This window comes from Pseudonocardia sp. OZ21 (genome assembly GCF_059359135.1).
The window spans coordinates 546,791-567,599 of sequence record NZ_JCADBN010000001.1; the positions used below are offsets into that span (position 1 = coordinate 546,791).

The 20,809-nt window shown below is 74.5% G+C and carries 20 protein-coding genes; 6 read left to right on the top strand and 14 right to left on the bottom strand.

Going from position 1 to position 20,809, the window contains the following annotated elements; genetic code table 11:
• Positions 1-25: 25 nt before the first annotated feature.
• Together AC5L35_RS02680 and AC5L35_RS02685 are read left to right on the top strand one after the other, a co-directional pair.
• Positions 26-829, top strand: a complete 804-nt coding sequence (locus tag AC5L35_RS02680) for a DUF5995 family protein (protein ID WP_495057884.1) — start codon at positions 26-28, stop codon at positions 827-829.
• A 53-nt stretch (positions 830-882) separates the two neighbouring features.
• The gene (locus tag AC5L35_RS02685) at positions 883-2,544 is read left to right on the top strand and encodes an ABC-F family ATP-binding cassette domain-containing protein (RefSeq protein WP_495057885.1); all 1,662 of its coding nucleotides are present in this window, start codon (positions 883-885) and stop codon (positions 2,542-2,544) included.
• Positions 2,545-2,553: 9 nt separating this feature from the next.
• Here AC5L35_RS02685 and AC5L35_RS02690 read toward each other — a convergent pair whose 3' ends face one another.
• The 11 genes from AC5L35_RS02690 to rimP form a co-directional block, all read right to left on the bottom strand.
• Positions 2,554-3,903, bottom strand: coding sequence for an MATE family efflux transporter (locus tag AC5L35_RS02690; protein WP_495057886.1), 1,350 nt, complete (start codon positions 3,901-3,903; stop codon positions 2,554-2,556).
• Positions 3,904-3,924: 21 nt separating this feature from the next.
• On the bottom strand, positions 3,925-4,572 hold the full coding sequence (locus AC5L35_RS02695; RefSeq protein ID WP_495057887.1) for a class I SAM-dependent methyltransferase: 648 nt from the start codon (positions 4,570-4,572) through the stop codon (positions 3,925-3,927).
• Between the two features lie 77 nt (positions 4,573-4,649).
• On the bottom strand, positions 4,650-4,901 hold the full coding sequence (locus tag AC5L35_RS02700; protein ID WP_495057888.1) for a hypothetical protein: 252 nt from the start codon (positions 4,899-4,901) through the stop codon (positions 4,650-4,652).
• Positions 4,898-6,106 (bottom strand): S8 family serine peptidase, encoded by a 1,209-nt coding sequence (locus AC5L35_RS02705; RefSeq protein WP_495057889.1) that lies wholly within the window; start codon positions 6,104-6,106, stop codon positions 4,898-4,900. Before AC5L35_RS02705 ends, AC5L35_RS02700 begins: the two co-directional genes overlap by 4 nt.
• A gap of 142 nt (positions 6,107-6,248) precedes the next feature.
• Positions 6,249-7,247, bottom strand: coding sequence for a DHH family phosphoesterase (locus AC5L35_RS02710; RefSeq protein ID WP_495058078.1), 999 nt, complete (start codon positions 7,245-7,247; stop codon positions 6,249-6,251).
• A 35-nt stretch (positions 7,248-7,282) separates the two neighbouring features.
• Positions 7,283-7,732 (bottom strand): 30S ribosome-binding factor RbfA, encoded by a 450-nt coding sequence (gene rbfA / locus AC5L35_RS02715; protein ID WP_169396349.1) that lies wholly within the window; start codon positions 7,730-7,732, stop codon positions 7,283-7,285.
• A gap of 18 nt (positions 7,733-7,750) precedes the next feature.
• Entirely contained in the window at positions 7,751-8,053 is a 303-nt protein-coding gene (locus tag AC5L35_RS02720) for a DUF503 domain-containing protein (RefSeq protein WP_169396371.1), read from the bottom strand.
• A gap of 66 nt (positions 8,054-8,119) precedes the next feature.
• On the bottom strand, positions 8,120-11,272 hold the full coding sequence (gene infB / locus AC5L35_RS02725) for a translation initiation factor IF-2 (RefSeq protein ID WP_495057890.1): 3,153 nt from the start codon (positions 11,270-11,272) through the stop codon (positions 8,120-8,122).
• Positions 11,273-11,365: 93 nt separating this feature from the next.
• On the bottom strand, positions 11,366-11,914 hold the full coding sequence (locus AC5L35_RS02730; protein WP_495057891.1) for a YlxR family protein: 549 nt from the start codon (positions 11,912-11,914) through the stop codon (positions 11,366-11,368).
• A complete protein-coding gene (gene nusA, locus AC5L35_RS02735) occupies positions 11,839-12,858 on the bottom strand; it encodes a transcription termination factor NusA (RefSeq protein ID WP_495057892.1) in 1,020 nt (339 codons plus the stop codon). The genes AC5L35_RS02730 and nusA overlap by 76 nt, the downstream gene beginning before the upstream one ends.
• Positions 12,855-13,397, bottom strand: a complete 543-nt coding sequence (rimP, locus tag AC5L35_RS02740) for a ribosome maturation factor RimP (RefSeq protein ID WP_495057893.1) — start codon at positions 13,395-13,397, stop codon at positions 12,855-12,857. Before rimP ends, nusA begins: the two co-directional genes overlap by 4 nt.
• 147 nt (positions 13,398-13,544) lie before the next feature.
• Here rimP and AC5L35_RS02745 point away from each other — a divergent pair, with 147 nt between their 5' ends.
• Both AC5L35_RS02745 and AC5L35_RS02750 read left to right on the top strand, forming a co-directional pair.
• The gene (locus tag AC5L35_RS02745; protein ID WP_495057894.1) at positions 13,545-14,027 is read left to right on the top strand and encodes a hypothetical protein; all 483 of its coding nucleotides are present in this window, start codon (positions 13,545-13,547) and stop codon (positions 14,025-14,027) included.
• On the top strand, positions 14,024-14,503 hold the full coding sequence (locus AC5L35_RS02750; protein ID WP_495057895.1) for a ferritin-like domain-containing protein: 480 nt from the start codon (positions 14,024-14,026) through the stop codon (positions 14,501-14,503). Before AC5L35_RS02745 ends, AC5L35_RS02750 begins: the two co-directional genes overlap by 4 nt.
• Positions 14,504-14,514: 11 nt before the next feature.
• Here AC5L35_RS02750 and AC5L35_RS02755 read toward each other — a convergent pair whose 3' ends face one another.
• A complete protein-coding gene (locus tag AC5L35_RS02755; RefSeq protein WP_495057896.1) occupies positions 14,515-15,534 on the bottom strand; it encodes an aminotransferase class V-fold PLP-dependent enzyme in 1,020 nt (339 codons plus the stop codon).
• 19 nt (positions 15,535-15,553) lie between these two features.
• Here AC5L35_RS02755 and AC5L35_RS02760 point away from each other — a divergent pair, with 19 nt between their 5' ends.
• Positions 15,554-15,964, top strand: a complete 411-nt coding sequence (locus AC5L35_RS02760; RefSeq protein ID WP_495057897.1) for a secondary thiamine-phosphate synthase enzyme YjbQ — start codon at positions 15,554-15,556, stop codon at positions 15,962-15,964.
• 16 nt (positions 15,965-15,980) lie between these two features.
• Here AC5L35_RS02760 and AC5L35_RS02765 read toward each other — a convergent pair whose 3' ends face one another.
• Positions 15,981-16,694, bottom strand: coding sequence for a hypothetical protein (locus AC5L35_RS02765; protein ID WP_495057898.1), 714 nt, complete (start codon positions 16,692-16,694; stop codon positions 15,981-15,983).
• Positions 16,695-16,701: 7 nt separating this feature from the next.
• Here AC5L35_RS02765 and AC5L35_RS02770 point away from each other — a divergent pair, with 7 nt between their 5' ends.
• Positions 16,702-17,331, top strand: a complete 630-nt coding sequence (locus AC5L35_RS02770) for a DUF8017 domain-containing protein (RefSeq protein WP_495057899.1) — start codon at positions 16,702-16,704, stop codon at positions 17,329-17,331.
• 37 nt (positions 17,332-17,368) lie between these two features.
• Here AC5L35_RS02770 and AC5L35_RS02775 read toward each other — a convergent pair whose 3' ends face one another.
• A complete protein-coding gene (locus AC5L35_RS02775; RefSeq protein WP_495057900.1) occupies positions 17,369-20,737 on the bottom strand; it encodes an FHA domain-containing protein in 3,369 nt (1,122 codons plus the stop codon).
• Positions 20,738-20,809: the final 72 nt, after the last annotated feature.

The following is a 20,809-nucleotide window of genomic DNA, read 5'->3' on the forward strand; positions in this document are numbered from 1 at the left end:
TGGACCGACACGAGAGGAGTTCGCAGTGGACATCGAGGACATCGGAGATCCGGCGCGAGCGGTGCGGGGGCCGGGCTCGACGCAGCGGCTCGCCGTGCTCGCCGGGGGCGCAGCACCGACGTCGATCCCCGAGGTGGTGGAGCGGCTCGCCGCCATCCGCGACCACGCAGCCGGCACGTCGATGCGCGGCGACAACGACGGGATCGCGGCGTTCACCAAGCTCTACCACGTGATCACCGCCCGGATCGGGCAGATGGCTGAGCGCGGTGACTTCCGCTCACCGGAGTTCCTGATCCGGCTCGACATCGAGTTCGCGGAGCGCTACCTGCGGGCCCTGCGCACCTACGCCGAGAACATGCACGAGACGCCGGGGGTCTGGCGGCTGCTGTTCGACAACCGCAGCGACCCCCGCATCGCGCCGGTGAACTTCGCCGTGGCGGGTGTCAACGCGCACATCAACTTCGACCTATCGTGCGCGCTCGTGGCCACGTGGAAGCACATCGCCCCGGACGGCGACGGGCGGGAGAGCGACCAGTTCCACGACTACTGCCTGATCAACGACGTCTTCGAGAAGGAGATGGACCCCCTGCGCGAGGAGCTGGGCTCCCTGCTCAGCCGTGGGCCGGACGACGCCATCTGGGACCGCACGGCCAACTGGATGGCCGACCTCGTCATCCGGTTCACCCGCGATCTCGCGTGGGACGAGGCGAAGCGGGTGTGGGAACGCGGAGCCGACGACAAGGTGCTGCGGGCCTCGGAGGAGAAGCTCGACGCGATAGCCTCCCTCGTCGGGCAGGGCCTGCTGCGGGTCCCGGTCCTCCCGGTGTAGGGCCGCTCCGATATCGGCTCGACCTGCCGGCCGCCACGCTGCACCATCCGCTCGTGGGACACATCGAGGCGATGTCGGTCGGCCACCGGCTCCCCGACGGCCGGACGCTGTTCTCCGACGTCAGCTTCCGCGTCGCTGACGGCGCGAAGATCGCACTCGTCGGACCGAACGGCGCCGGGAAGACCACGCTCCTGCGGATGATCGCCGGCGACCTGGCGCCCGCGGCGGGCAGCATCGCCCGCAGCGGCGGGCTCGGGGTGATGCACCAGTTCATCGGGTCCATCGCCGACGACCGCACCCTCGCCGACCTCGCCCTGTCCCTCGCCCCGCCCGTCGTCCGCACCGCCGGGCTGCGGCTCGGTGCCGCCGAACGGGCACTCGGCGACGGTGAGCGTTCGCAGCTGAGGTACGCCGACGCGCTCGCGGGCTGGGGTGAGGCCGGCGGGTACGCGGCCGAGGTGGAGTTCGACACGGCCGCCGTCGCGGTGCTGGGCCTGCCGTGGGCGCAGGTGAGCGCCCGGCGCGTCGCCACGCTCTCCGGGGGTGAGCAGAAGCGGTTCGCGCTGGAGCTGCTGCTCCGGGGCCCCGACGAGGTGCTGCTGCTCGACGAGCCCGACAACTACCTCGACGTCCCCGGCAAGCGCTGGCTGGAGGGCCGGATCCGGGAGTCGGCCAAGAGCGTCCTGTTCGTCAGCCACGACCGCGAGCTGCTCGCCAGGACCGCCCGGCGCGTGGTCACCGTCGAGGCGGGGTCGGCGTGGGTGCATCCGGCGGGGTTCGCGTCCTGGCACGACGCGCGGGTGGCGCGCCACGACCGGATCGACGAGGAGCGCCGCCGGTGGGAGGAGGAACGCGCCAAGCTGGAGCGGCTGGTGGTGTTCTACCGGGCGAAGGCCGCGTCCAACGACGACATGGCGTCGCGCCTGCAGGCCGCGCGCACGCGGTTGGCCCGGTTCCTGGAGAGCGGGCGGGACGGGAAGGGCAAGCCCCCGGACAAGCCCCGCGACCAGAACGTCCGGATGCAGCTGGCCGGCGGGCGCACCGGGAAGCGGGCGCTCGTCTGCGAGCAGCTCGAGCTGGACGGGCTGACCTACCCGTTCGACCTGGAGGTCTGGTTCGGCGACCGCGTGGCGGTCCTCGGGGCCAACGGTTCGGGCAAGTCCCACTTCCTGCGGCTGCTCGCGCGCGGGGGCACCGATCCGGAGCCGGGCGCCGTCCCGGCGAGCGGCGCGGCGCTCTCGGAGGTGCAGCACGCCGGCGTGGCGCGGCTCGGCGCCCGCGTGCGCCCCGGGCACTTCTCGCAGACCCACGACCGGCCGGAGCTGACCGGTCGCACGCTGCTGGACCTCCTCGTCAGCGGGGACGCCGACCGGCCCGGCCGCACCCTCGGCGACGCCATGAAGGCACTGGCCCGCTACGAGCTGGCCGAGCAGGCCGAGCAGCGGTTCGAGACGCTGTCGGGCGGCCAGCAGGCCCGGCTGCTGATCCTGCTGCTGGAGCTGTGCGGCGCCACGATGCTGCTGCTCGACGAACCGACCGACAACCTCGACCTCGCCTCCGCGGAGGCGCTGGAGCAGGCGCTCGGCGCGTTCGAGGGCACGGTGCTCGCGGTGACCCACGACCGCTGGTTCACCCGCGGCTTCGACCGCTTCGTGCTGTTCGCGGGCGACGGGGAGGTGCGGGAGACCGACGAGCCGGTGTGGTCGGCGGGGTGACGGCGACCGTCATCCCGCCGGGCGTACCGCGCCGGTCACCACCCACCGGTCCGAGCGGGCCCGCAGCCCCACCGCCAGCAGCCGGAACAGCATGAACAGGGTCAGCCCCGCCCAGATGCCCGCCAGGCCCCAGCCGAACGCCAGCGAGGCCCAGATCAGCGGGAGGAACCCGAGGACCGCCGCGGCCAGCGTGGTGGTGCGCAGGTACGCGGCGTCGCCTGCGCCGAGCAGCACGCCGTCCAGCGCGAACACCACCCCGGCCACGGGTTGCATGGCCGCGAAGAACCACCAGGCGACGGGCACCGCTCCGAGCACCGCGGGGTCCGGCGTGAACACCGGCGGCAGCACCCCGGAGAGCGCGGCGAACAGCGCCCCGAACCCGACGCCGAGCACGAGCCCGTAGCGGGTGACCTGCCGGGCCAGTGCCTTCGCCCGCTCGGCTCCCCGCTCGGGCGACCCCAGTGCCGCGCCCACGAGCGACTGCGCCGCGATCGCCACCGCGTCGAGCACCAGTGCCTGGAAGAACCACAGCTGCAGCACGATCTGGTGGGCCGCGGCGGTCGCCGCACCGAACCGGGTGGCGACGGCGGCGGCGGACAGGAAGCAGGCCTGGAAGGCGAGGCTGCGGGCGATGAGGTCGCGCCCGAGCGCGAGCTGCAGCTTCAGCACGGCAGGCCGGATCCGCAGCGGCACCGCCTCGGCCCGCGCGGCCCGGACGAGTGCCCCGAGGAACAGGCCGGCGCCGACCGCCTGGCCCCCGACGTTGGCGATCGCGGAGCCGACCAGCCCCAGGCCGGCCCACCCGCCCACGCCGTGCACCAGCACGAAGCAGCTCACCGCGGACAGCCCGTTGCCCGCGAGTACGTAGCGCAACGGTCTCGCGGTGTCCTGCACCCCGCGCATCCAGCCGTTGCCGGCCAGTGTCACCAGCACCAGCGGGGCCCCGAACAGCGCGACCCGCAGCCAGGAGACGGCGGCATCGGCGATGGCACCGCCGTCACCGAGCGCCGTGGCCACCGGCCGCGCGACGAGCTGGCCGACCACGATCACCACCAGGCCGACCGCGAGCGCGAGCCAGGTGGCCTGCACCCCCTCGCCGACGGCGTCGCCGCGCCTGCCCGCCCCGTACAGGCGCGCCGCGCGGGCCGTGGTGCCGTAGGACAGGAAGTTCAGCTGGGTCGTGACCTGCGCGAACAGGACGGCGGCGACGGCGAGACCGGCGAGCGGCACCGCGCCGAGCCTGCCGACCACCGCGGTGTCGACGAGCAGGTACAGCGGCTCGGCCGCCAGCACCGGCAGCGCCGGAGCAGCCAGCCGCAGCACCTCCCGGGCCGGGAGGCGGTCGTTGGTCAGGGTCATCGAAGTGGGCTCACCGAGGGTTCAGCCACCGATGGAGGGCCCCCCGCGCGGACGTCGGCACACGTACACGAACGCCGGCGGCACGTTGCGCCATACCGTGGCGGTGACGAGCACCTCGTCGAAAGTGTCCCGCAGCGTGCGCCGGAAGCGGCGGGCCGCACCGAGCGTCATCCCGTGCAGGTACGCGAACGTGGTGAAGGCGCCGGTCGAGCCGATCGCGCGGCTGATCTCGCCCAGCAGCTCGGTCTGCGTGGAGTCGTCGAACAACGCCCAGGGCAAACCGCAGATCACGGCGTCGACGGAGGTGATCCCCCGCTCGCCGAGCAGGGCGCCGAGGTTCGCCGCGTTGCCCGGCACGACCTCGAGCTGCGGCCGGGTGCGCCGCAGGAACGCGACCATGTCGGGGTCCAGCTCGACGGCGAGGTGCCGGGCACCGGACGGCAGCCTCTGCGCGATCACGGCACTCACCGCGCCGGTGCCCGGGCCGAGCTCCACCACCACCGGGGAACCCGCGCTCGGCACGACCGAGGCCAGCACCGCCCCCAGCCGCGGCGAGCTGGGCGCGATCGCGCCCATCGTCGCCGGCCTGCGCAGGGCGGCCGCGAGGAAGGCGCGGCGGGCCGACCTCGCGGCGGGCTCGGTACGGGCGGGTCCGGTGTCGGACGTCATCGGGCGGGGCTCCTTCGTTCGATCGCGCCCACCGTAGCCGGGACGGCACCGGGGCGGATCAACCGGCGAGGGGCTGCCTACTGGGGCGCATCGGGCGGGGGGAGCCGTACGGTGCGCCCCGGCTCCACCGCCGCCACGCCGTCGAGGTCGGCGAGCGACTCCCAGCCGGGCGGCGCCGAGCCGGTGATCACGCCGACCGGCTCCAGCACCTGGTCGACCTCCATCCCGGCCGCGCGCAGCCGGTCGGCGAGGCCGTCGATCACGTCGAGGTGGGCGTCGTCGACGGTGACCGTGACCGGTGTCTGCTCCGAGCCTGCGGGGGTGGTCACGACGGAGCCTGCGCCAGCCCGGCGCCGACATCCTGCACGGGCAGTCCGAGCGGGCGGGTCGCGCCCACCAGCGCGTCCCACAGCTCCCGGCCGCCTGCCCCGCTGCGCTGCGCCCACAACGCGGCGATCCCGGCGACGTGGGGGGTGGCCATGCTGGTGCCCGAGATCGTGTTGTACCGCCTCGGGAGCGGCCAGCTGGAGTAGACCGCCACCCCCGGCGCCGCGATGTCGATCTCGCCACCGTCGACGTCGCCCGCCGCGGCCGAGAAGTCGGCCACGGCCAGTGCGGCGTCCACCGCCGCCACCGCCAGGATCGACGGGCTGTTCGCCGGCACCCCGACGAAACCGGGATCCCCCTGGGCGCGCTGCGCGTTGTTGCCGGCCGCCGCCACGATCAGCGTGCCGGCCGCGAGGGCACGGCGCCCCACCGTCTCGTAGGCGGTGGAGATCTCGCGCTGGTCGGCGCCCAGCGACATCGAGATGATCTGCGCACCCGCGCTGATCGCCCAGCTCATCCCGGCGAGGATGTCGGCGTCGGTGCCGCTCCCCTGGTCGTTCAGCACCTTGCCGACCAGCAGCCGCGCCCCGTAGGCGACCCCGTAGCGGGGTCCCTGCGGCGGGTCGAGCGGCCCCGCCATGGTGCCGGCGCAGTGCGTGCCGTGCCCCCGGACGTCCTGTGCCGTCTCCCCGTCGACGAACGAGCGCGTGGTGATGTCGCGGCCGTCGAAGTCGGGATGCGCCACGTCGAAGCCGGTGTCGAGCACCGCGATCGTGATCCCGGCTCCGGACTCCGCCGACGTGAGCACACCCGTGGCCTGCAGCCCCCAGGTCGACTCCGCGTTGTCGGTGAACTCCTCCTCCTGCGTGGAGTCGACCGGAGCGGCGTCCTGCAGCGCGTGCAGCACGCGCTCCGGCTCCACGGCCAGCAACCGGTCGTCAGCCGGTTCGAACAGCCCCGCCGCCCCCACCCGGTCGGGCGCCACGGTGACGACCGCGATCCCGAGTTCGGCGAACAGCAGCGCGCCCGTCCCTTCGAGGTCGCGCACCCCGATGTCGCCGTCGCGGGTGGAGAAGACGTCCTCGGTACCGCTCACGTCGCGCACCACCGCGCGTGACGCCTCGTCGTCCCCGAAGACGTCGTCGTTGAGCACGAGCAGGAAGCGCCCCGTGGTGGAGGCCGTCGGTGCGCCGTCAGGTCGAGTCATCGACCCATGGTGGCCGATGATCGATCGACATGCAGATCATCTGCACCTTGGGACTACTCGATCTACTCGATGAGGGCTTCCCGCCGGACGATGACCGGCCGCCGCGCAGGGCGGCCACCGTCAGCGCGGCAGAAGGAACGGCTCAGGCCGGGCGTTCCACCGCGTCGAACGTCTCCAGCGCGTTCCGGAGGGCGGCGAGCACCTCGGCCCTCGTGCCGTCCCGGCTGAATCCCGCGGCGGCGCGGTGGCCACCCCCGCCGAGCAGCCCCGCCGCCGCGGCCACGTCGACGCGTCCCTTCGACCGCAGCGAGGTGGTCCAGCGTCGGGGACCCACCTCCTTCAGCACAGCGGCCACCTCGGCCTCGGCGCTGGTGCGGAGCAGGTCCACGACGCTGTCGATCTCCTCGACGCGGAAGCGGGTGGTGTCGGCCAACGAGACGCACGTGTGCACCAGGCCCAGGCCCCCGGCCGCGTCCGGCTCCAGCACCACGCTCTGCAGCACCTTGCCCAACGTGTCCAGCCATGCGTAGGGGTGGGTGTCCATGAGCGGCCCCACCACCGCCTCGGCATCCACCCCGGCGGCCAGGAGGTCGGCCGCCATGCGGTGCGCCGCCTCACCCGCCGTGCGGAAACCACGGGTGTCGGTGACCAGCCCGGCGTACAGGCAGCGGGCGATGTCGGCGTCGAGCGGCTCCCCCATCGCGAGGAGCATCCGGTGGACCAGCACGACCGTGGCCTCCGCCCCCGGGTCCAGCACCTGCACGTCGCCGAACCCCGGGTTGGACGCGTGGTGGTCGATCATGATCGACGAACCGGCGTCGTCCAGCCGGGTCACCAGGCTTCCGAGCCGGGAGGGCTCGGCGGCGTCGCAGGCCACCAGCACCTCGGACGCGACCGGCACCTGGTCCGGGGTGACCACCAGCCCCAGCACGTCCAGCGGGAGGAGTGTCTCGGGCACCTGCTCCGGCGTCGCGAACGACACCCGGACCGCGGCGCCACGGCGCCGCATCGCGATGCCCAGAGCCAGCGCGCTCCCGAGAGAGTCGGCGTCCGGGTTCACATGAGCCAGCAGGGTGACGTCCCGCGCTCCCGCCAGCAACGCCGCCGCAGCCACGACCGAGGCGTCGAGGGAACTCGCCACCCCTGCCCCGTCGCCGCGGGGGCCGCCCCGTGCGATCACTCCTCCTCGGCTCGCTCGCGAGGGGTGCGGTAGGGGTCGGGATCGCCTGCCGGACGGGCGCCCGCCGCGAGCCGGGCCACCTCGGCATCGGACTCCCGCGTGCGGGCCAGAAGCTCCTCCATGCGACGAGCCTCGTCGGGCACCTGGTCGGGCACGAACGCGAGCGACGGCGTGTGGCGGATGCCGGTGCCCGCCCCCACCAGGGAGCGCAGGACGCCGGTGGCGCTCGCCAGCGCGGCGGCGGCGCCTGCGGTGTCGGGATCGGCGTCGACCGTCTCACCCAGCACCGTGTAGTAGAGCGTGGCCTCCCGAAGATCACCCGTGACCCGGGTGTCGGTGATCGTCACCATCTTCAGACGCGGGTCCTTGACCTCGTGTTCCAGGGCGGCGGCCACGATCTGCGAGATCCGCTTGGCCAGCCGGCGGGCGCGGGCCTGGTCCACCATCACGTGCTCCTCTAGGTCTTACGACTCGTCGTCGTCGGGGCCCAGCATGCGCTGCCGGGCCGACAGCAGCTCGAGCTCGGGACGGGCGGCCACGAGCCGCTCGCACCGGTCGAGCACCTCGGTGACATGCCCGTGGTCGGCCGCCACGCAGCTGACACCGAGCAGGGCACGCCGGTGCAGGTCGAGGTGGCCCGCCTCGGCGACAGCCACCTCGAACTTGCGACGCAGCTCGGCCAGCACGGGCCGGACCACCGACCGCTTCTCCTTGAGGGAATGGACGTCCCCCAGGAGGACGTCCAGTTCCAGCGCTCCGACGAACATGGGGGTCTCCACGATCATCCGGTGAACGCCGCGGGGGGACCGGCGAACCGGTCCCCCCGCGTCGCGTCAGTTCCTCGGCTTCTCGCGCATCTCGAAGGTCTCGACGACGTCGCCGACCTTGATATCGCTGTAGTTACCGAGGGTGAAGCCGCACTCGAAGCCCTCGCGGACCTCGACCACGTCGTCCTTGAACCGCCGCAGCGAGCTGACCGGCAGGTTGTCCGCGATCACCACGCTGTCGCGCAGCAGCCGGCCCCGCGCGTTGCGCCGGATCGTGCCGGACATCACGAGGCAACCGGCGATCGTGCCGACGCGCGAGGACTTGAAGACCTCGCGGACCTCGGCCCGGCCCAGCTCGACCTCTTCGAACTCGGGCTTGAGCATGCCCTTGAGGGCCTTCTCGATGTCCTCGATGGCCTGGTAGATCACGGAGTAGTACCGGATCTCCACGCCCTCGCGGTTGGCCAGCTCCGTGGCCTTGCCCTCGGCCCGGACGTTGAAGCCCAGGACGATGACGTTGTCGGCGATGGCGAGGTTGATGTCGCCCTCGGTGATGCCACCGACACCTCGGTGGATCACCCGCAGCTCCACGTCCTCGCCGACCTCCAGCTGCAACAACGCGTCCTCGAGGGCCTCGACCGTTCCCGAGTTGTCGCCCTTGATGATGAGGTTGAGCTGGTTGGTCTCCTTGAGCGCGGCGTCCAGGTCCTCCAGGCTGACCCGCTTGCGACGCGACGCCAGCTCGGCGTTGCGCTCGCGGGCCCGGCGCCGGTCGGCGATCTGGCGAGCCACCCGGTCCTCGTCGACGACGAGGAACGTGTCGCCGGCGCCTGGCACCGAGGTGAACCCGATGACCTGCACCGGACGCGACGGGTACGCCTCGATGACGTCCTCGCCGTGCTCGTCGAACATCCGCCGGACGCGCCCGGAGGCGTCGCCCGCGACCACCGAGTCGCCGACCCGGAGCGTGCCGCGCTGCACCAGCACCGTGGCCACCGGACCGCGACCGCGGTCCAGGTGGGCCTCGATCGCGACGCCCTGCGCCTCCATGGCGGGGTTGGCCCGGAGGTCGAGGGAGGCGTCGGCGGTGAGCAGGATCGCCTCGAGCAGCTGGTCGATGTTGATGTTCTCGCGCGCCGAGATGTCGACGAACATCGTGTCGCCGCCGTACTCCTCGGCGACCAGTCCGTACTCGGTGAGCTGCTGACGGATCTTGGCGGGGTTGGCCCCCTCCTTGTCGATCTTGTTGACCGCGACCACGATCGGCACGTCGGCCGCCTGGGCGTGGTTGATCGCCTCCACCGTCTGCGGCATCACGCCGTCGTCGGCCGCGACCACGATGACCGCGATGTCGGTCGACTTGGCACCGCGGGCACGCATGGCGGTGAACGCCTCGTGGCCCGGGGTGTCGATGAACGTGATGGGCCGCTCGTAGCCCTCGAGCTCGGTGACCACCTGGTAGGCACCGATGTGCTGCGTGATGCCGCCTGCCTCGCCCTCCATGACGTTGGCCTTGCGGATCGTGTCGAGCAGGCGCGTCTTTCCGTGGTCGACGTGACCCATGACGGTGACGACCGGCGGCCGGATGACCAGGTCCTCCTCGCCGCCGGCGTCCTCGCCGTAGGAGATGGAGAAGCTGTCGAGCAGCTCGCGGTCCTCCTCCTCCGGGCTGACGACCTGCACGGCGTAGTTCATCTCGCTGCCGAGCAGCTCGAGGATCTCGTCGGACACCGACTGCGTGGAGGTGACCATCTCACCGAGGTGGAACAGCACCTGCACCAGCGCGGCCGGGTTGGCGTTGATCTTGTCGGCGAAGTCGGTGAGCGAAGCCCCACGCGGGAGCTTGATCGTCTCGCCGTGGCCCTTCGGCAGGCGGACGCCGCCGACCGAGGGAGCCTGCATCGAGTCGAACTCCTGGCGCTTCTGCCGCTTCGACTTGCGACCCTTGCGGGCCGGTCCACCGGGACGACCGAAGGCACCTGCAGCTCCACCGCGACCGCGAGCGCCGCCGCCACCAGGACGACCGCCACCGCCACCGCCGGGACGGAAACCGCCACCCGCGGGAGCACCGCCACCGGGACCACCGGGGCCACCGCCACCGGGACGGAAGCCACCGCCACCGCCACCGGGACGACCACCGGGACCACCCGGACGTCCGCCCGGACCACCGGGACGACCACCGGGACCACCGGGACCACCACGGCCACCGGGACCACCACGGCCACCGGGACCTGCGGCCGGACGCGCCGGCATCATGCCGGGGTTCGGACGCGGAGGCATGTTGCCGGGCGACGGGGGACGCGGGCCTGCGCGGCCGGGCTCACCCGGACGCGGGGCCGAGGGACGGGGCCCACCGGGACGGGGACCGCCCTGGGCGGGGCCGCCCTGAGCCGGACCCTGCCCCTGACCCTGGCCGCCGCCCTGTGCCGGGGGCTGCCCGGGAGCGGGCGGGCCGGGACGCGGCGGGGCCGGACGCGGCGGGGCGCCGGAGCCGACACCGAACGGGTTGTTGCCCACCCGGGGCGTGCGCGGGCCGGGACGCGGGCCGCTCGGCCGCGGCGGCACGACAGTGCTCGGGTCGGCGGCGGCGGGCCGCTGCTGACCGGGCATTGCCGGGCCCTGCGAACCGGGCTGCGGACGCGCGGGCTGGCCGGGTGCGGGCCGCTGCGGCGCGGGACCGGGTGCCGGCCGGGTGGCCGGCTGCGCCGGTGCCGAAGCGGCCGGAGCCTGCGCGGCGGGGGCCTGGGCAGCCGGAGCCTGCGCGGCCGGGGCCTGCGCGGCGGGCTGCTGTGGCTGGCTGCGCTCCGGCTCCTGCCGGGACGGCACGACCGACGGTCCGGGCCGAGGGCCGGGACGCGGGCCACTGGGCCGCGGACGGTCCTGCGACCCGGTCGAGGACGGCGCCGGCGCGGACGCCGCCGGGGCGGCCGGCTGCGGGCGCGGGCCGGGCACCGGAGCGCCGCCCGAGGGCTGCGCCGGGCGCGGCGGAACCCCTGACGGGCTGGGAGCAGAACCCCCGGGCCGCGGCCTGCCGCCGGAGCGACGGCCACCGGAGTCGCCGTTGGACATGGATTCGCGAAGTTTCCGGGCCACGGGGGCCTCGACGGTCGAGGACGGGGACTTCACGTACTCGCCGAGATCCTGCAACTTGCTCAGGACTTGCTTGCTGCTGACGCCGAGCTCTTTGGCGAGCTCGTGCACGCGGGCCTTGCCTGCCACTGCACTCCTTGTTTATCGGAGGCCGGCGGCGGTTTCCGCTCGACCTCGAACCTAGTGTCGAAGCACGTTCATGGTGCGATCTTCACGACTGGCTCATGACGGGTCGACCTTGCTTCCTCGTGTGACGGACCCGGGTCTTTCCCGGGCCCCGCTCGCGGTACTGCCCATCCGCACTGCATCGTTCGCGTGCTCGCTCAGACCCCCACCTTCGATTTCGGACCGCACCGCACCGGTGTCCAGCGGACCCCGGACGCGTAACGCCCGCGGGAACGCCGAGCGCCGCTCGGCACGGTCCAGGCACTCCGGAACCGGGTGCAGCCATGCACCCCGTCCGGGGAGCCGTCGCCGTGGGTCCGGGGTGAGTACCCCGGCCACCACGACGACCCGCAACAGACCGTCGGCCGCTGATCGGCTCCGGCATCCTATGCAGGTCCGAACAGGTCCCGCCACAGATCGGAGATCCGGAGCGGGGATCGGACGAGCGGGAGCCAAACCCGAAGTGTGGGCCGTGGTGGAGTGTAGCGCAGCACCGTTGTGCGTATCGCCCTCGCCGGGTACGCCGCGGCTCAGCCGACCGACTCCGACTCGGGGGCGTCCACTGCCCCGCGGGGGTCGGCGTCGCTGCGGATGTCGATGCGCCACCCGGTGAGCCGGGCCGCCAACCGGGCGTTCTGACCTTCCTTGCCGATGGCCAGTGAGAGCTGGAAATCGGGCACCACGACCCGCGCGGTCTTGGTGCGGGCGTCCAGAACCGTGACCGACACCACCTTCGACGGCGACAGTGCATTGCCGACGAACGTCGCGGGGTCCTCGGACCAGTCGATGATGTCGATCTTCTCTCCGGCCAGCTCGCTCATCACGCCCCGCACCCGGGCCCCGACGGGCCCGATGCAGGCACCCTTGGGGTTGACTCCCGGCACGGTCGAGCGGACCGCGATCTTGGACCGATGGCCTGCCTCCCGGGCCACCGCGACGATCTCCACCGACCCGTCGACGATCTCCGGGACCTCGAGGGCGAACAGCTTGCGCACGAGGTTGGGATGCGTTCGGCTCAACATGATCTGCGTCCCGCGCATTCCCCGGGTCACGCCGAACACGTAGCAGCGGATCCGCGACCCGTGGTCGTACCGCTCGCCCGGCACCTGCTCCGCCTGCGGCAGCATGCCCTCGGTCTGGCCGCTCAGCTGCACGATCACCACACCGCGGGCGTTGGCCCGCGCGTCGCGCTGGATGACGCCCGCGACGATCTCGCCCTCCTTCGCCGCGAACTCACCGTAGGTGCGCTCGTGCTCGGCGTCGCGCAGCCGCTGCACGATCACCTGGCGGGCCGTGGTGGCGGCGATGCGGCCGAAGCCTTCGGGGGTGTCGTCCCACTCGGAGTCGACGGCCCCGTCCGGGCCCATCTCCTGCGCCATGACCCGCACCGCGCCGGTCTTGCGGTCGATGTCGATGCGGGCGTGCGCCTGGTGCCCGTCGGTGTGCTTGTAGGCGGTGAGCAACGCGGTCTCGATGGCCTCGATGACCGTCTCGAACGGGATGTCCTTCTCCCGTTCGATGGTGCGCAACGCCGCGATGTCGACGTTCATGCCGTGTCCTCCTGAGGTGGCTCGGACGCCCCCTGCAGCAGCTGCAGCTCGGCCTCGGGTGCGGGCCGGAACTCCACCTGCACACCGGCGTGGTCCACGTCGGCGTAACGCAGCTCGCGCAGCTCGCCGTCGACGAGGAGCGTGACCGCGTCCTCGCCTGCCCGGCCGACCCGCCCGGTGAACGTGGCGCCATCGCGGGTGCGGACGGCAACCTGGCGCAGATGGGCGCGCCGCCAGTGGCGGGCGCCGGTGAGTGGGCGGTCCACGCCCGGCGAGGTGACCTCGAGCGTGTAGGAGCCGCCGATGAGGTGCTCGTGCTGGTCCAGCTCGACCGAGAAGAGCCGGGACAGATGCGCGATGTCGTCGAGCCCGATGCCGGAGTCGGAATCCACCACGACCTTGATGGTGTGACGACGGCCCGCGGCACGCACGTCGAGCTGGTCCAGCTCGAACCCGGCTTCGCGGACGATCGGTTCCAGCACGCCGTGCAGCTGCTCGGGCGGCTGCCCGGCATCCTGCGCGGGGCGGGGGGAGGGCATCGTGACTCCTGCTCGTTCGGTTCACCGCGTACGCGGCACTGCGGCGGATGCCGCTTCACGGGTGCGGTGGGTTTGCCAGGGTATCGCGCCGCGCCATGGCAGCGGCCTGGCAGGATGGGCGTGCGGCGAGCAGGGTGAGGAGAAGTCGTGAGAGCACCGTCCGGGCCGGCGTCACAGCCCGGGATCAGCCGTCGTCGGGTGCTCGCCGGACTCCTGCTGCTACCTCCCGCACTGGCCGGCTGCTCGATCGGAGACGGCGCGGGCGACGGGCCCGACCCGCTGATCGCGCTCGCCGACGCCGCCCGCAGCGACGCCGCGCTGGCCGCCGCGGCCGTGGCCGCATCCCCCGCCCTCGCCGACCGGGTGCGCCCGCTGGCCGACGCCCGCACCGCGCACGCGGTGGCCCTCGAGGCCGAGGTGGCCCGCGCCGACCCGGACCGGGCCCCGGTGCGGCCCACCACACCGCCGGCCCGCCCGGCCTCGACCGTCACCCTGGCTCAGGTGCGCGCCGCCACGGCCGCCTCCGGTCAGGCGGCGGCAGGCGCGGCACTCACCCTGCCGGTCGACCGCGTCGGGCTCGTCGCCTCGGTGGCGGCGTGCTGCGCCGCGTACGCCGAGGTGCTCGGATGAGAGCGATGAACGCCCCGGAGCCCCCGCCCGGTGGCCCCAAGATCGACAAGGCGGCCATGGCCGCACTGCAGAACGCCCTCGCGGCCGAGCACGCCGCGCTGTGGTGCTACACCCTCATCACCGCGTTCCTGCCGCCCGACCAGATCACGCAGGCCGACGCCGACGCCGACGCGCACCGGAAGCTGCGCGGTGCGGTCGAGCAGACCCTCAGCCTGTACGGGGCGCAACCGGTGTCGGCCCAGCCCGCGTACCACACGCCCCAGCCGGTGGTGGACGGTCCGTCCGCGGCCGCGCTGGCCGTGGTGGCGGAGACCGACGCGCTCGCCGCGTGGCGCTCGGTGGTGGAGCACACCACCGACCGCCAGCTGCGCCAGGCCTCGATCGCCGCCCTCAGCTCGGGCACGCTCCGCTGCGCCCGGTGGCGGGTGGTCGTCAGGACTCCTCCCGCGATCCCGATCTTCCCGGGCCAGCCCTGACCCAGGACTCGTCAGGTGAGGGCCGCCAGGGCGCGGGCGCTGTCGGCCTCGGTGTTGTAGAGGTGGAACGCCAGCCGGGCCGCCCCGGCGCGGCCGCTGGCCGCGATCCCGGCCGCGGTCAGCCGTTCCATCGCCTCCGGCGTGCGGACGGCGACGATCGCCGACCCGGCAGGCTCCATTCCCAGCGCCGCGCGGAACCGGTCGGCGAGCCCGACGCAGTGGGCGTGCACGGCCGACCGGTCGAGCCCGGCGAGCCAGGGCAGGGCGACGGCGGCACCGACGTGGCAGTACCAGGCGGGCGACGTGTCGAGGGACCGCGCATCCGGGGCGAGCCGCATCGGCATGCGGTAGATGTCCGCCCAGCGGTCGGCGGAGGCGTACCACCCCGCTGACGCCGGCACGAGCTCCAGCTCGGGCCGCACCGCCATCCACGCCACTCCCCGTGGGCTCAACAGCCACTTGTAGGCGGCGGCCACGACGACGTCGGCCCAGCTGAGGTCGGCGTCGAACCAGCCGAGGGACTGGCTCGCGTCGAGCAGCACGCGGGTGCCGCTCGCCCGGGCGGCCCGCAGAGCGTCGAGGTCGGCGACCCGGCCGTCGGCGGACTGGACGACGCTGACCGCGACGAGGTCGTGGTCGGCGGCCCGCTCCCCCAGCTCAGCAGGCTCGGCCACCGTGACGGTCACGTCACGGGCGGACTGGGCCGCGAAGGGCCAGCTGACGCTGGTGAACTCCCCCGACGCGACGAGCACCCGCGTCCCGTCGGGCACGCTCGCGGCCACCAACCCGACGAGCTCGGACACCGCCGAGCCGATCGCCACCCGCTCCACATCCACCCCCACGAGCTCGGCGAAGGCGGCGCGAGCCAGCTGAACCGGTTGCTCGAAGTCGCCGGGCCGGCCGGCACCCGTGCGCCAGTCATGTACCGCGGACTCGACGGCGTCGGCGGCCGCCGTGGAGGGGATGCCGATGCCTGCCGTGTTGAGGTAACCGTCGGGGACGTCGAACTCCTGGCCGAATGCACTGCGCATGACGCGGGACACTACGAGCATGGACAGTCAGCTGATCGAGATCCGCACCGGCTCCCGGGAGACCGTGGTGGACCTGACAGACGAGATCGCCGCCTTCCTTCGCTCGACCGGCGCCCGTGACGGCCTGCTGAACGTGTGGGTTCCGCACGCGACGGCGGGCCTCGCCGTGATCGAGACGGGCGCAGGCAGTGACTCCGACCTGCTCGCCGCGCTGCGTGACCTGCTCCCCGCGGACGACCGGTGGGGGCACCGGCACGGCAGCCCGGGGCACGGCCGCGACCACGTCCTGCCTGCGATCATCGCGCCGTCGGTGTCCGTGCCGATTCTCGACGGCCGCCCAGCGCTCGGCACGTGGCAGTCGGTCTGTCTCGTCGACACCAACGGCGACAATCCCGTCCGGTCGGTGCGGCTGTCGTTCCTGACGGGTTGAGCGCAGCGGCCGCCATCTACCCTTGATCCGTGACGACGAACGGTGGACCGCAGCCGCCACAGCCCGGGCCCGACAACCGGCAGTCCGACCGGACGGCGCCATCGGAACCCGTCACCCGCCGGCTGCCGCCGGACCCCGGTGCGGACGCCGCACCGGACACCAACCCGTGGAGCTCGCCGCTGACCACGGACGCGGGGCCCGACCCGGCACCGGAGGCGTCCCCGTGGACGCCGCCACCGTCATCGCCACCGCCGCCGGCGAGGACGACGCCCGACAGCTCGCCCTGGACGCCGCCACCCGCGGCGGAAGCCCCCACCGAGGCGTCCCCGTGGACGCCGCCGCCGTCGCCGCCGACCGCGCCGGACACCAACCCGTGGAGCGCGCCGCCGAAGACGGATCCGGACCCCACCACCGAAGCCACCGCGTGGACCGCGCCACCCACCGCGGCCCCCGAGACCGCGCCGTGGGGCCTGCCCGCGGTGGACGCGCCACCGCCACCGCCCGAGGCCGTCGCGTGGGGGCCGCCCACCCCACCGGCACCGTGGGCAGCTCCGCCACCACCGCCTGCCGCTGGCGCGCCCTGGGCCGGGCCCGCGCCGTCGCCGGGGGCGCCGTCTGCGGGACGGGCCGGAGGGTCGTGGCCACCGGCTCCCGGCCAGCAGCCGTGGCCCGGGAGCGGCCCGCCGGTTCCACCCACCGGTCCGCCCCGGCGCAGCCGGGGGACGCTCATCGCGCTCGTGGCCGTGGGAGCCGTGCTGCTCGCCGGTCTCGGTGTCGGCACCTACCTGCTGATCGGGTCGGGCACGGGCGCGGCAGGCGGCGGACCCGTGGCCGTGATCCAGACCCCCATCCTCAGCTATGACGTCCCGACCGACTGGACGCAGGGCGGGGACCCGCTGACCAACCCCTTCGGGCTCGACTTCACGGGTGTGGCGCGCGGCCCCGAGTACGCGTGCGGCGGCCGGTCCTTCGTCCGCGGGATCGTGGCGAGCGCGGTGCTGCCGGGGACGGTCGCGCTGACCTCCGTCCCGGCACTGACGGAAGGTCTCGCACAGGCCCTCTACACGCCGCCCGACGGCAGCAGGCCGGACGTCACGGCCGGCGCAGCGCGCTCCGTGGACGTGGGAGGTGTCCAGGGCAGCCTCGTGGAGGCGACGGCGCGAACCGCGGCGGACGACGGGTGCCTGGCCACCGCGGGCACCGTCCTCGTGCTCGCCGTGCCGACCACGGGGACGGACGGGAAACCGGCCACGGCGGTGCTCCTGGTGAACGGGGACGACGCCGGCGGTCCGCCGGACGCTCCGCCGTCGCCGTCCCGGGCCACGCTCGATGCGATCGTGGCCAGCGCCCGGCCGGTCACCATCTGACGCGGGCGGCCTCCGGCCGTCGCGGGGAGGCGACGGGTCAGCGCACCCCGGGGGGTGCCTCGAACAGGAACGTCCGGCCGCCGAGCCGCACCCGGGTGCCCGCCACCAGCCAGCGGGACTGCCGTGGTGGCAGTGCCGTCCAGGCCGACTCGCCCGGGCCGGCCACGAACGTGCCGTTGCGGGACCCGGAGTCGACGAGCAGCACGTCCCAGCCGTTGACGCGGATCTCGGCGTGGGCCCGTGACACCGCCCCGGACGGGTCCTCGACGAGGAGTGAGCGCAGCGAACCGGCGCGGACCCGCGGGTCGGCCTCCGGCATCCGGCCCACGAGGTAGTCGCTGTCGACGCTGTGGGTGGCGCCGTCGTCGAAGATCAGCGTGCCCAGCGACGGGCGCGGACCGGAGACGAGCGCGCCACCGCGGTCCTCCACCCGCACCCCGCACGTGAGGCAGGACTGTGAGCGTGGGTCGTTGAGATGGCCGCGCGGGCAGAGGTGGCCGCGCACCTGGGGTGCGTCGGCCCCACCCGGGCCGGCCTCTTCTGCGGCTGCGTCACCGGTGGGGGTGGACCGGGCCGGTTGCTTCGACGGCTCCGGTGGCACGACGCCGGGGACCCGCTCGACCTGCAGCTGCGTCTGCTCCGCAGGGCTCTCCGGCTGCGCTCTGACCGCTGCGACCTTCGAGGTTCCGGTGGCGGACGCGGCCCGGCCTGCCGACTTGTCCTCCTCCGGCCGGCCGTGGCGGGGGCCGCTCCCCCGGGGGGCGGCGTCGGCTTCCGCCACGTCGGAGGCGGCGGCGAACCACGCGTCCGACTGGATCGCCGTCGTGGAACCGCCGTTGGCGCGCCGCCGTGAGGAGTCGGGAGCGAGCGGGTGCACCGACGCAACGCCCGAACCACTGGACTCGGCGCCGGTGGCATCGTCGCGGCCCTGGTTGCGGGGCACCAGCTTGGCCACGGGCGCGAGACCGCCCGGTGCGGCCTCGTCGGCCCCCGGGTCGCGCGTGCCTCCGGGCTCTCCGGCACCACGTCCCGGCTCGGCCCCATCGGCAGGACCGTTCGGGCCGGCGCCGTTCCGACCGGAGCCGTTCGGGGCGGCACCGTTCTGACCGGCGGGATTCTGACCGGCGGGATTCTGACCGGCGCCGTTCTTACCGGGTTCGTTTCTGGGGGCGCCGTTCTTGGCGGCCCTGCCGGCGGACTCGCCGGTGGTGCGGCGCGGATCGAGCTGGCCGGTGTTGCCCCGACCGGCCGCATCGCGGTCCGGTGCACTCCGGCCCGCGTCCTTGCGGTCCGACGCCCGGCCCGCCGCGGCCCCGCCGGAAGACGCGGTGGCCGGCGCGGCCCCGTTGGATCCGGCCCCGTTCAGCCGGGAACCGTTCGTGCCGGCCCCGCTGGAACCGGCACCGTTCGGGCCGGCACCGTTGGAACCGGCACCGTTGACGACCGCGCCGTTCGACCCGGCACTGCCCGCCCCGGTGGTGCCGGACCCTGCTCTCCCCGGCCCGGCCCCGGTGGCACCGGCCCCGTTCGGGCCACCGCCCGGAGCGGCGCCGCCGCCCCGTGGGTCGTCCGCTCGGGCGCGGTTCGCGGTGCCGCGGCCCGGACCGGACCGGTCGGCGCCCGCAGTCCCGGGACCCCCACGGCCCTTGTCGGCTCCGCTCGTTCCCGTGCTCCCGCCGACGGCACGGCCGGTGGCGGCGCGGTCACCGTTGCCACCCGCCGCGGCGTTCGCCGCCGCGGCACGGCCCTGCCCGGTACGGTCCTGCCCGGCACCACGCGAGTCACCGGCGTCCGTTGCCGGACGGCCCTGGTCGGCCCCCGCGGCAGCCGGAGCACGGCCGGTCCCGGCGCCTCCCGGAGCAGCAGACCCGGCCCCGCCGCCACGCGAACCGGCGGAACCGGGGCCCCGGCGTTCCGCATCGGCCCCGTCGGAGTCGGCGCGCGCCGGTGGGCGCTGCGGCTCAGCCGCGCGGGACGCGGTGGAGGCGGTGTCAGCCCGGTCGGACCGCCCGGTGGCCGACCGGGCGCCGGCCGAGCTGTCCGAGGAGGACCGCTCGCTGCTGTGCCTGTCGCTGCCGGTTCGGTCACTGCTGGTTCGGGCGCCCGGGGGCTCGGAGTGACCGGCGTCGGCCCGGCCGGCAACCGCGGCGGACGAGCGCGTGGCGGCCTCACCGGCGCAGGTCTTCCCGGCCTCGGCGCCGTTCCGGCGGTCTCCGCCGCTCCGGTCGGCGCCCTTTCGTTCGGCATCGCTCCGGTCCGGGCCCAGCCCGACGACGTCCGCCTCCGCCGAAGCGCGGGAGTCGACAGCGACGTTGTCCTCGTCGGCCTCGCGGACGGCCGCGCCGGCGGAGGGGCCCGCACCTGGTGGCGCGTCGTTCCCCGCTCGTCCGTCGGACTCGTCGTCACGCTCCCCGTCGGCGCTGCCGCCGGATTCGGGCAGCGCGAAGTCGTGGCTCCCCACCGCCCGCAGTACCGAGCCGTTGGCGCCGAGACCGGACCGGCCGGCACCGACGCGCCCGGCTCGCCCGCGGCGGGCACCCGGTGGGGTGCCGCCGGGCCGCTCGGCACCGGCCCGGCGGGCTCCCGCCGGCAGGCCGGGCCAGGCACCGCTGATCGAGCCGGACGCCGTCCGCCCGGTGGCGGAACCACCGCGGGCGTCCCCGATGTCGGGGCCCAGCAGCTCCGCGCCCAGCACATCGCTGTCCAGCGCCTCGCTGCCGCCGAGCATCCCGTGCCAGGCGGGGCTGTCGTCCGCGCTCAGATCGGCGGATCGCCGGTTGCCCGCCCGGCTGCCTGCCGTCGGTCCGGCGTCGCTCAGGTTCCAGGGGGAGCGCTCCAGCTCGACCGGAACGTCGTTGAGGTCCGGCCACGCCGAGTCGGCAGGTGACCGCGACGCGACCTCCTCCGCGGAGTCGCCCCCGGCGGAGCGGCGCGAGTGGACGAGCACGGCGCCCGCGCCCGGCACGACACCGGACCGCAGGTCGTGCACGCCGTCCACCAGGTCGGACGGGACCCGGCTGCCCTCGAGCACGAGCACCCCGGGGGTCGCCTGCCGCGCCAGCAGCCGGTCGGTCCAGGTGGCGGCGTGGGCACCGGACAGCTCGATGCCGCTCTCGGGGACGACCAGCCCGACCGAGCCGAACAGGAACACCGCCCACTGGTCACCGGTGATCGCGACGGTGCCGAACCGCAGATCCGCCTTGGGGGCGTCCGGGCCACCGAGCCACATCGCCAGCCGCCGGGCCAGGGTGCGGCCCGGGTCCGGACCGGCGGTGCCTGCGCACACGTCCAGCAGACGGCGCAGGACAGCGCGGTCCGCGCAGTCGGCCACGCAGACCAGGCCGGGCCAGCGTCCGACGACCCCGTCGCCGGGCACGACGGCGGCCCGTAACGCGTCGAAGTCCATTCGGGTCAACCTCCTCCCGCGGAACCGCCGGGGCGCGATCTGCCGACGCCGAGGGACGCGGCACGGTTCCGG

Excerpts from the sequence above, each read along its gene's own strand:
- nusA (WP_495057892.1), bottom strand. The coding sequence starts at position 12,858 with ATGAACGTCGACATCGCGGCGTTGCGCACCATCGAACGGGAGAAGGAC.
- rimP (WP_495057893.1), bottom strand. The coding sequence starts at position 13,397 with ATGCCCTCCCCCCGCCCCGCGCAGGATGCCGGGCAGCCGCCCGAGCAG.
- AC5L35_RS02690 (WP_495057886.1), bottom strand. The coding sequence starts at position 3,903 with ATGACCCTGACCAACGACCGCCTCCCGGCCCGGGAGGTGCTGCGGCTG.
- AC5L35_RS02695 (WP_495057887.1), bottom strand. The coding sequence starts at position 4,572 with ATGACGTCCGACACCGGACCCGCCCGTACCGAGCCCGCCGCGAGGTCG.
- AC5L35_RS02760 (WP_495057897.1), top strand. The coding sequence starts at position 15,554 with ATGGACAGTCAGCTGATCGAGATCCGCACCGGCTCCCGGGAGACCGTG.
- AC5L35_RS02720 (WP_169396371.1), bottom strand. The coding sequence starts at position 8,053 with ATGTTCGTCGGAGCGCTGGAACTGGACGTCCTCCTGGGGGACGTCCAT.
- AC5L35_RS02705 (WP_495057889.1), bottom strand. The coding sequence starts at position 6,106 with ATGACTCGACCTGACGGCGCACCGACGGCCTCCACCACGGGGCGCTTC.
- AC5L35_RS02755 (WP_495057896.1), bottom strand. The coding sequence starts at position 15,534 with ATGCGCAGTGCATTCGGCCAGGAGTTCGACGTCCCCGACGGTTACCTC.
- AC5L35_RS02765 (WP_495057898.1), bottom strand. The coding sequence starts at position 16,694 with ATGAGCGTCCCCCGGCTGCGCCGGGGCGGACCGGTGGGTGGAACCGGC.
- rbfA (WP_169396349.1), bottom strand. The coding sequence starts at position 7,732 with ATGGTGGACCAGGCCCGCGCCCGCCGGCTGGCCAAGCGGATCTCGCAG.
- AC5L35_RS02750 (WP_495057895.1), top strand. The coding sequence starts at position 14,024 with ATGAGAGCGATGAACGCCCCGGAGCCCCCGCCCGGTGGCCCCAAGATC.
- AC5L35_RS02775 (WP_495057900.1), bottom strand. The coding sequence starts at position 20,737 with ATGGACTTCGACGCGTTACGGGCCGCCGTCGTGCCCGGCGACGGGGTC.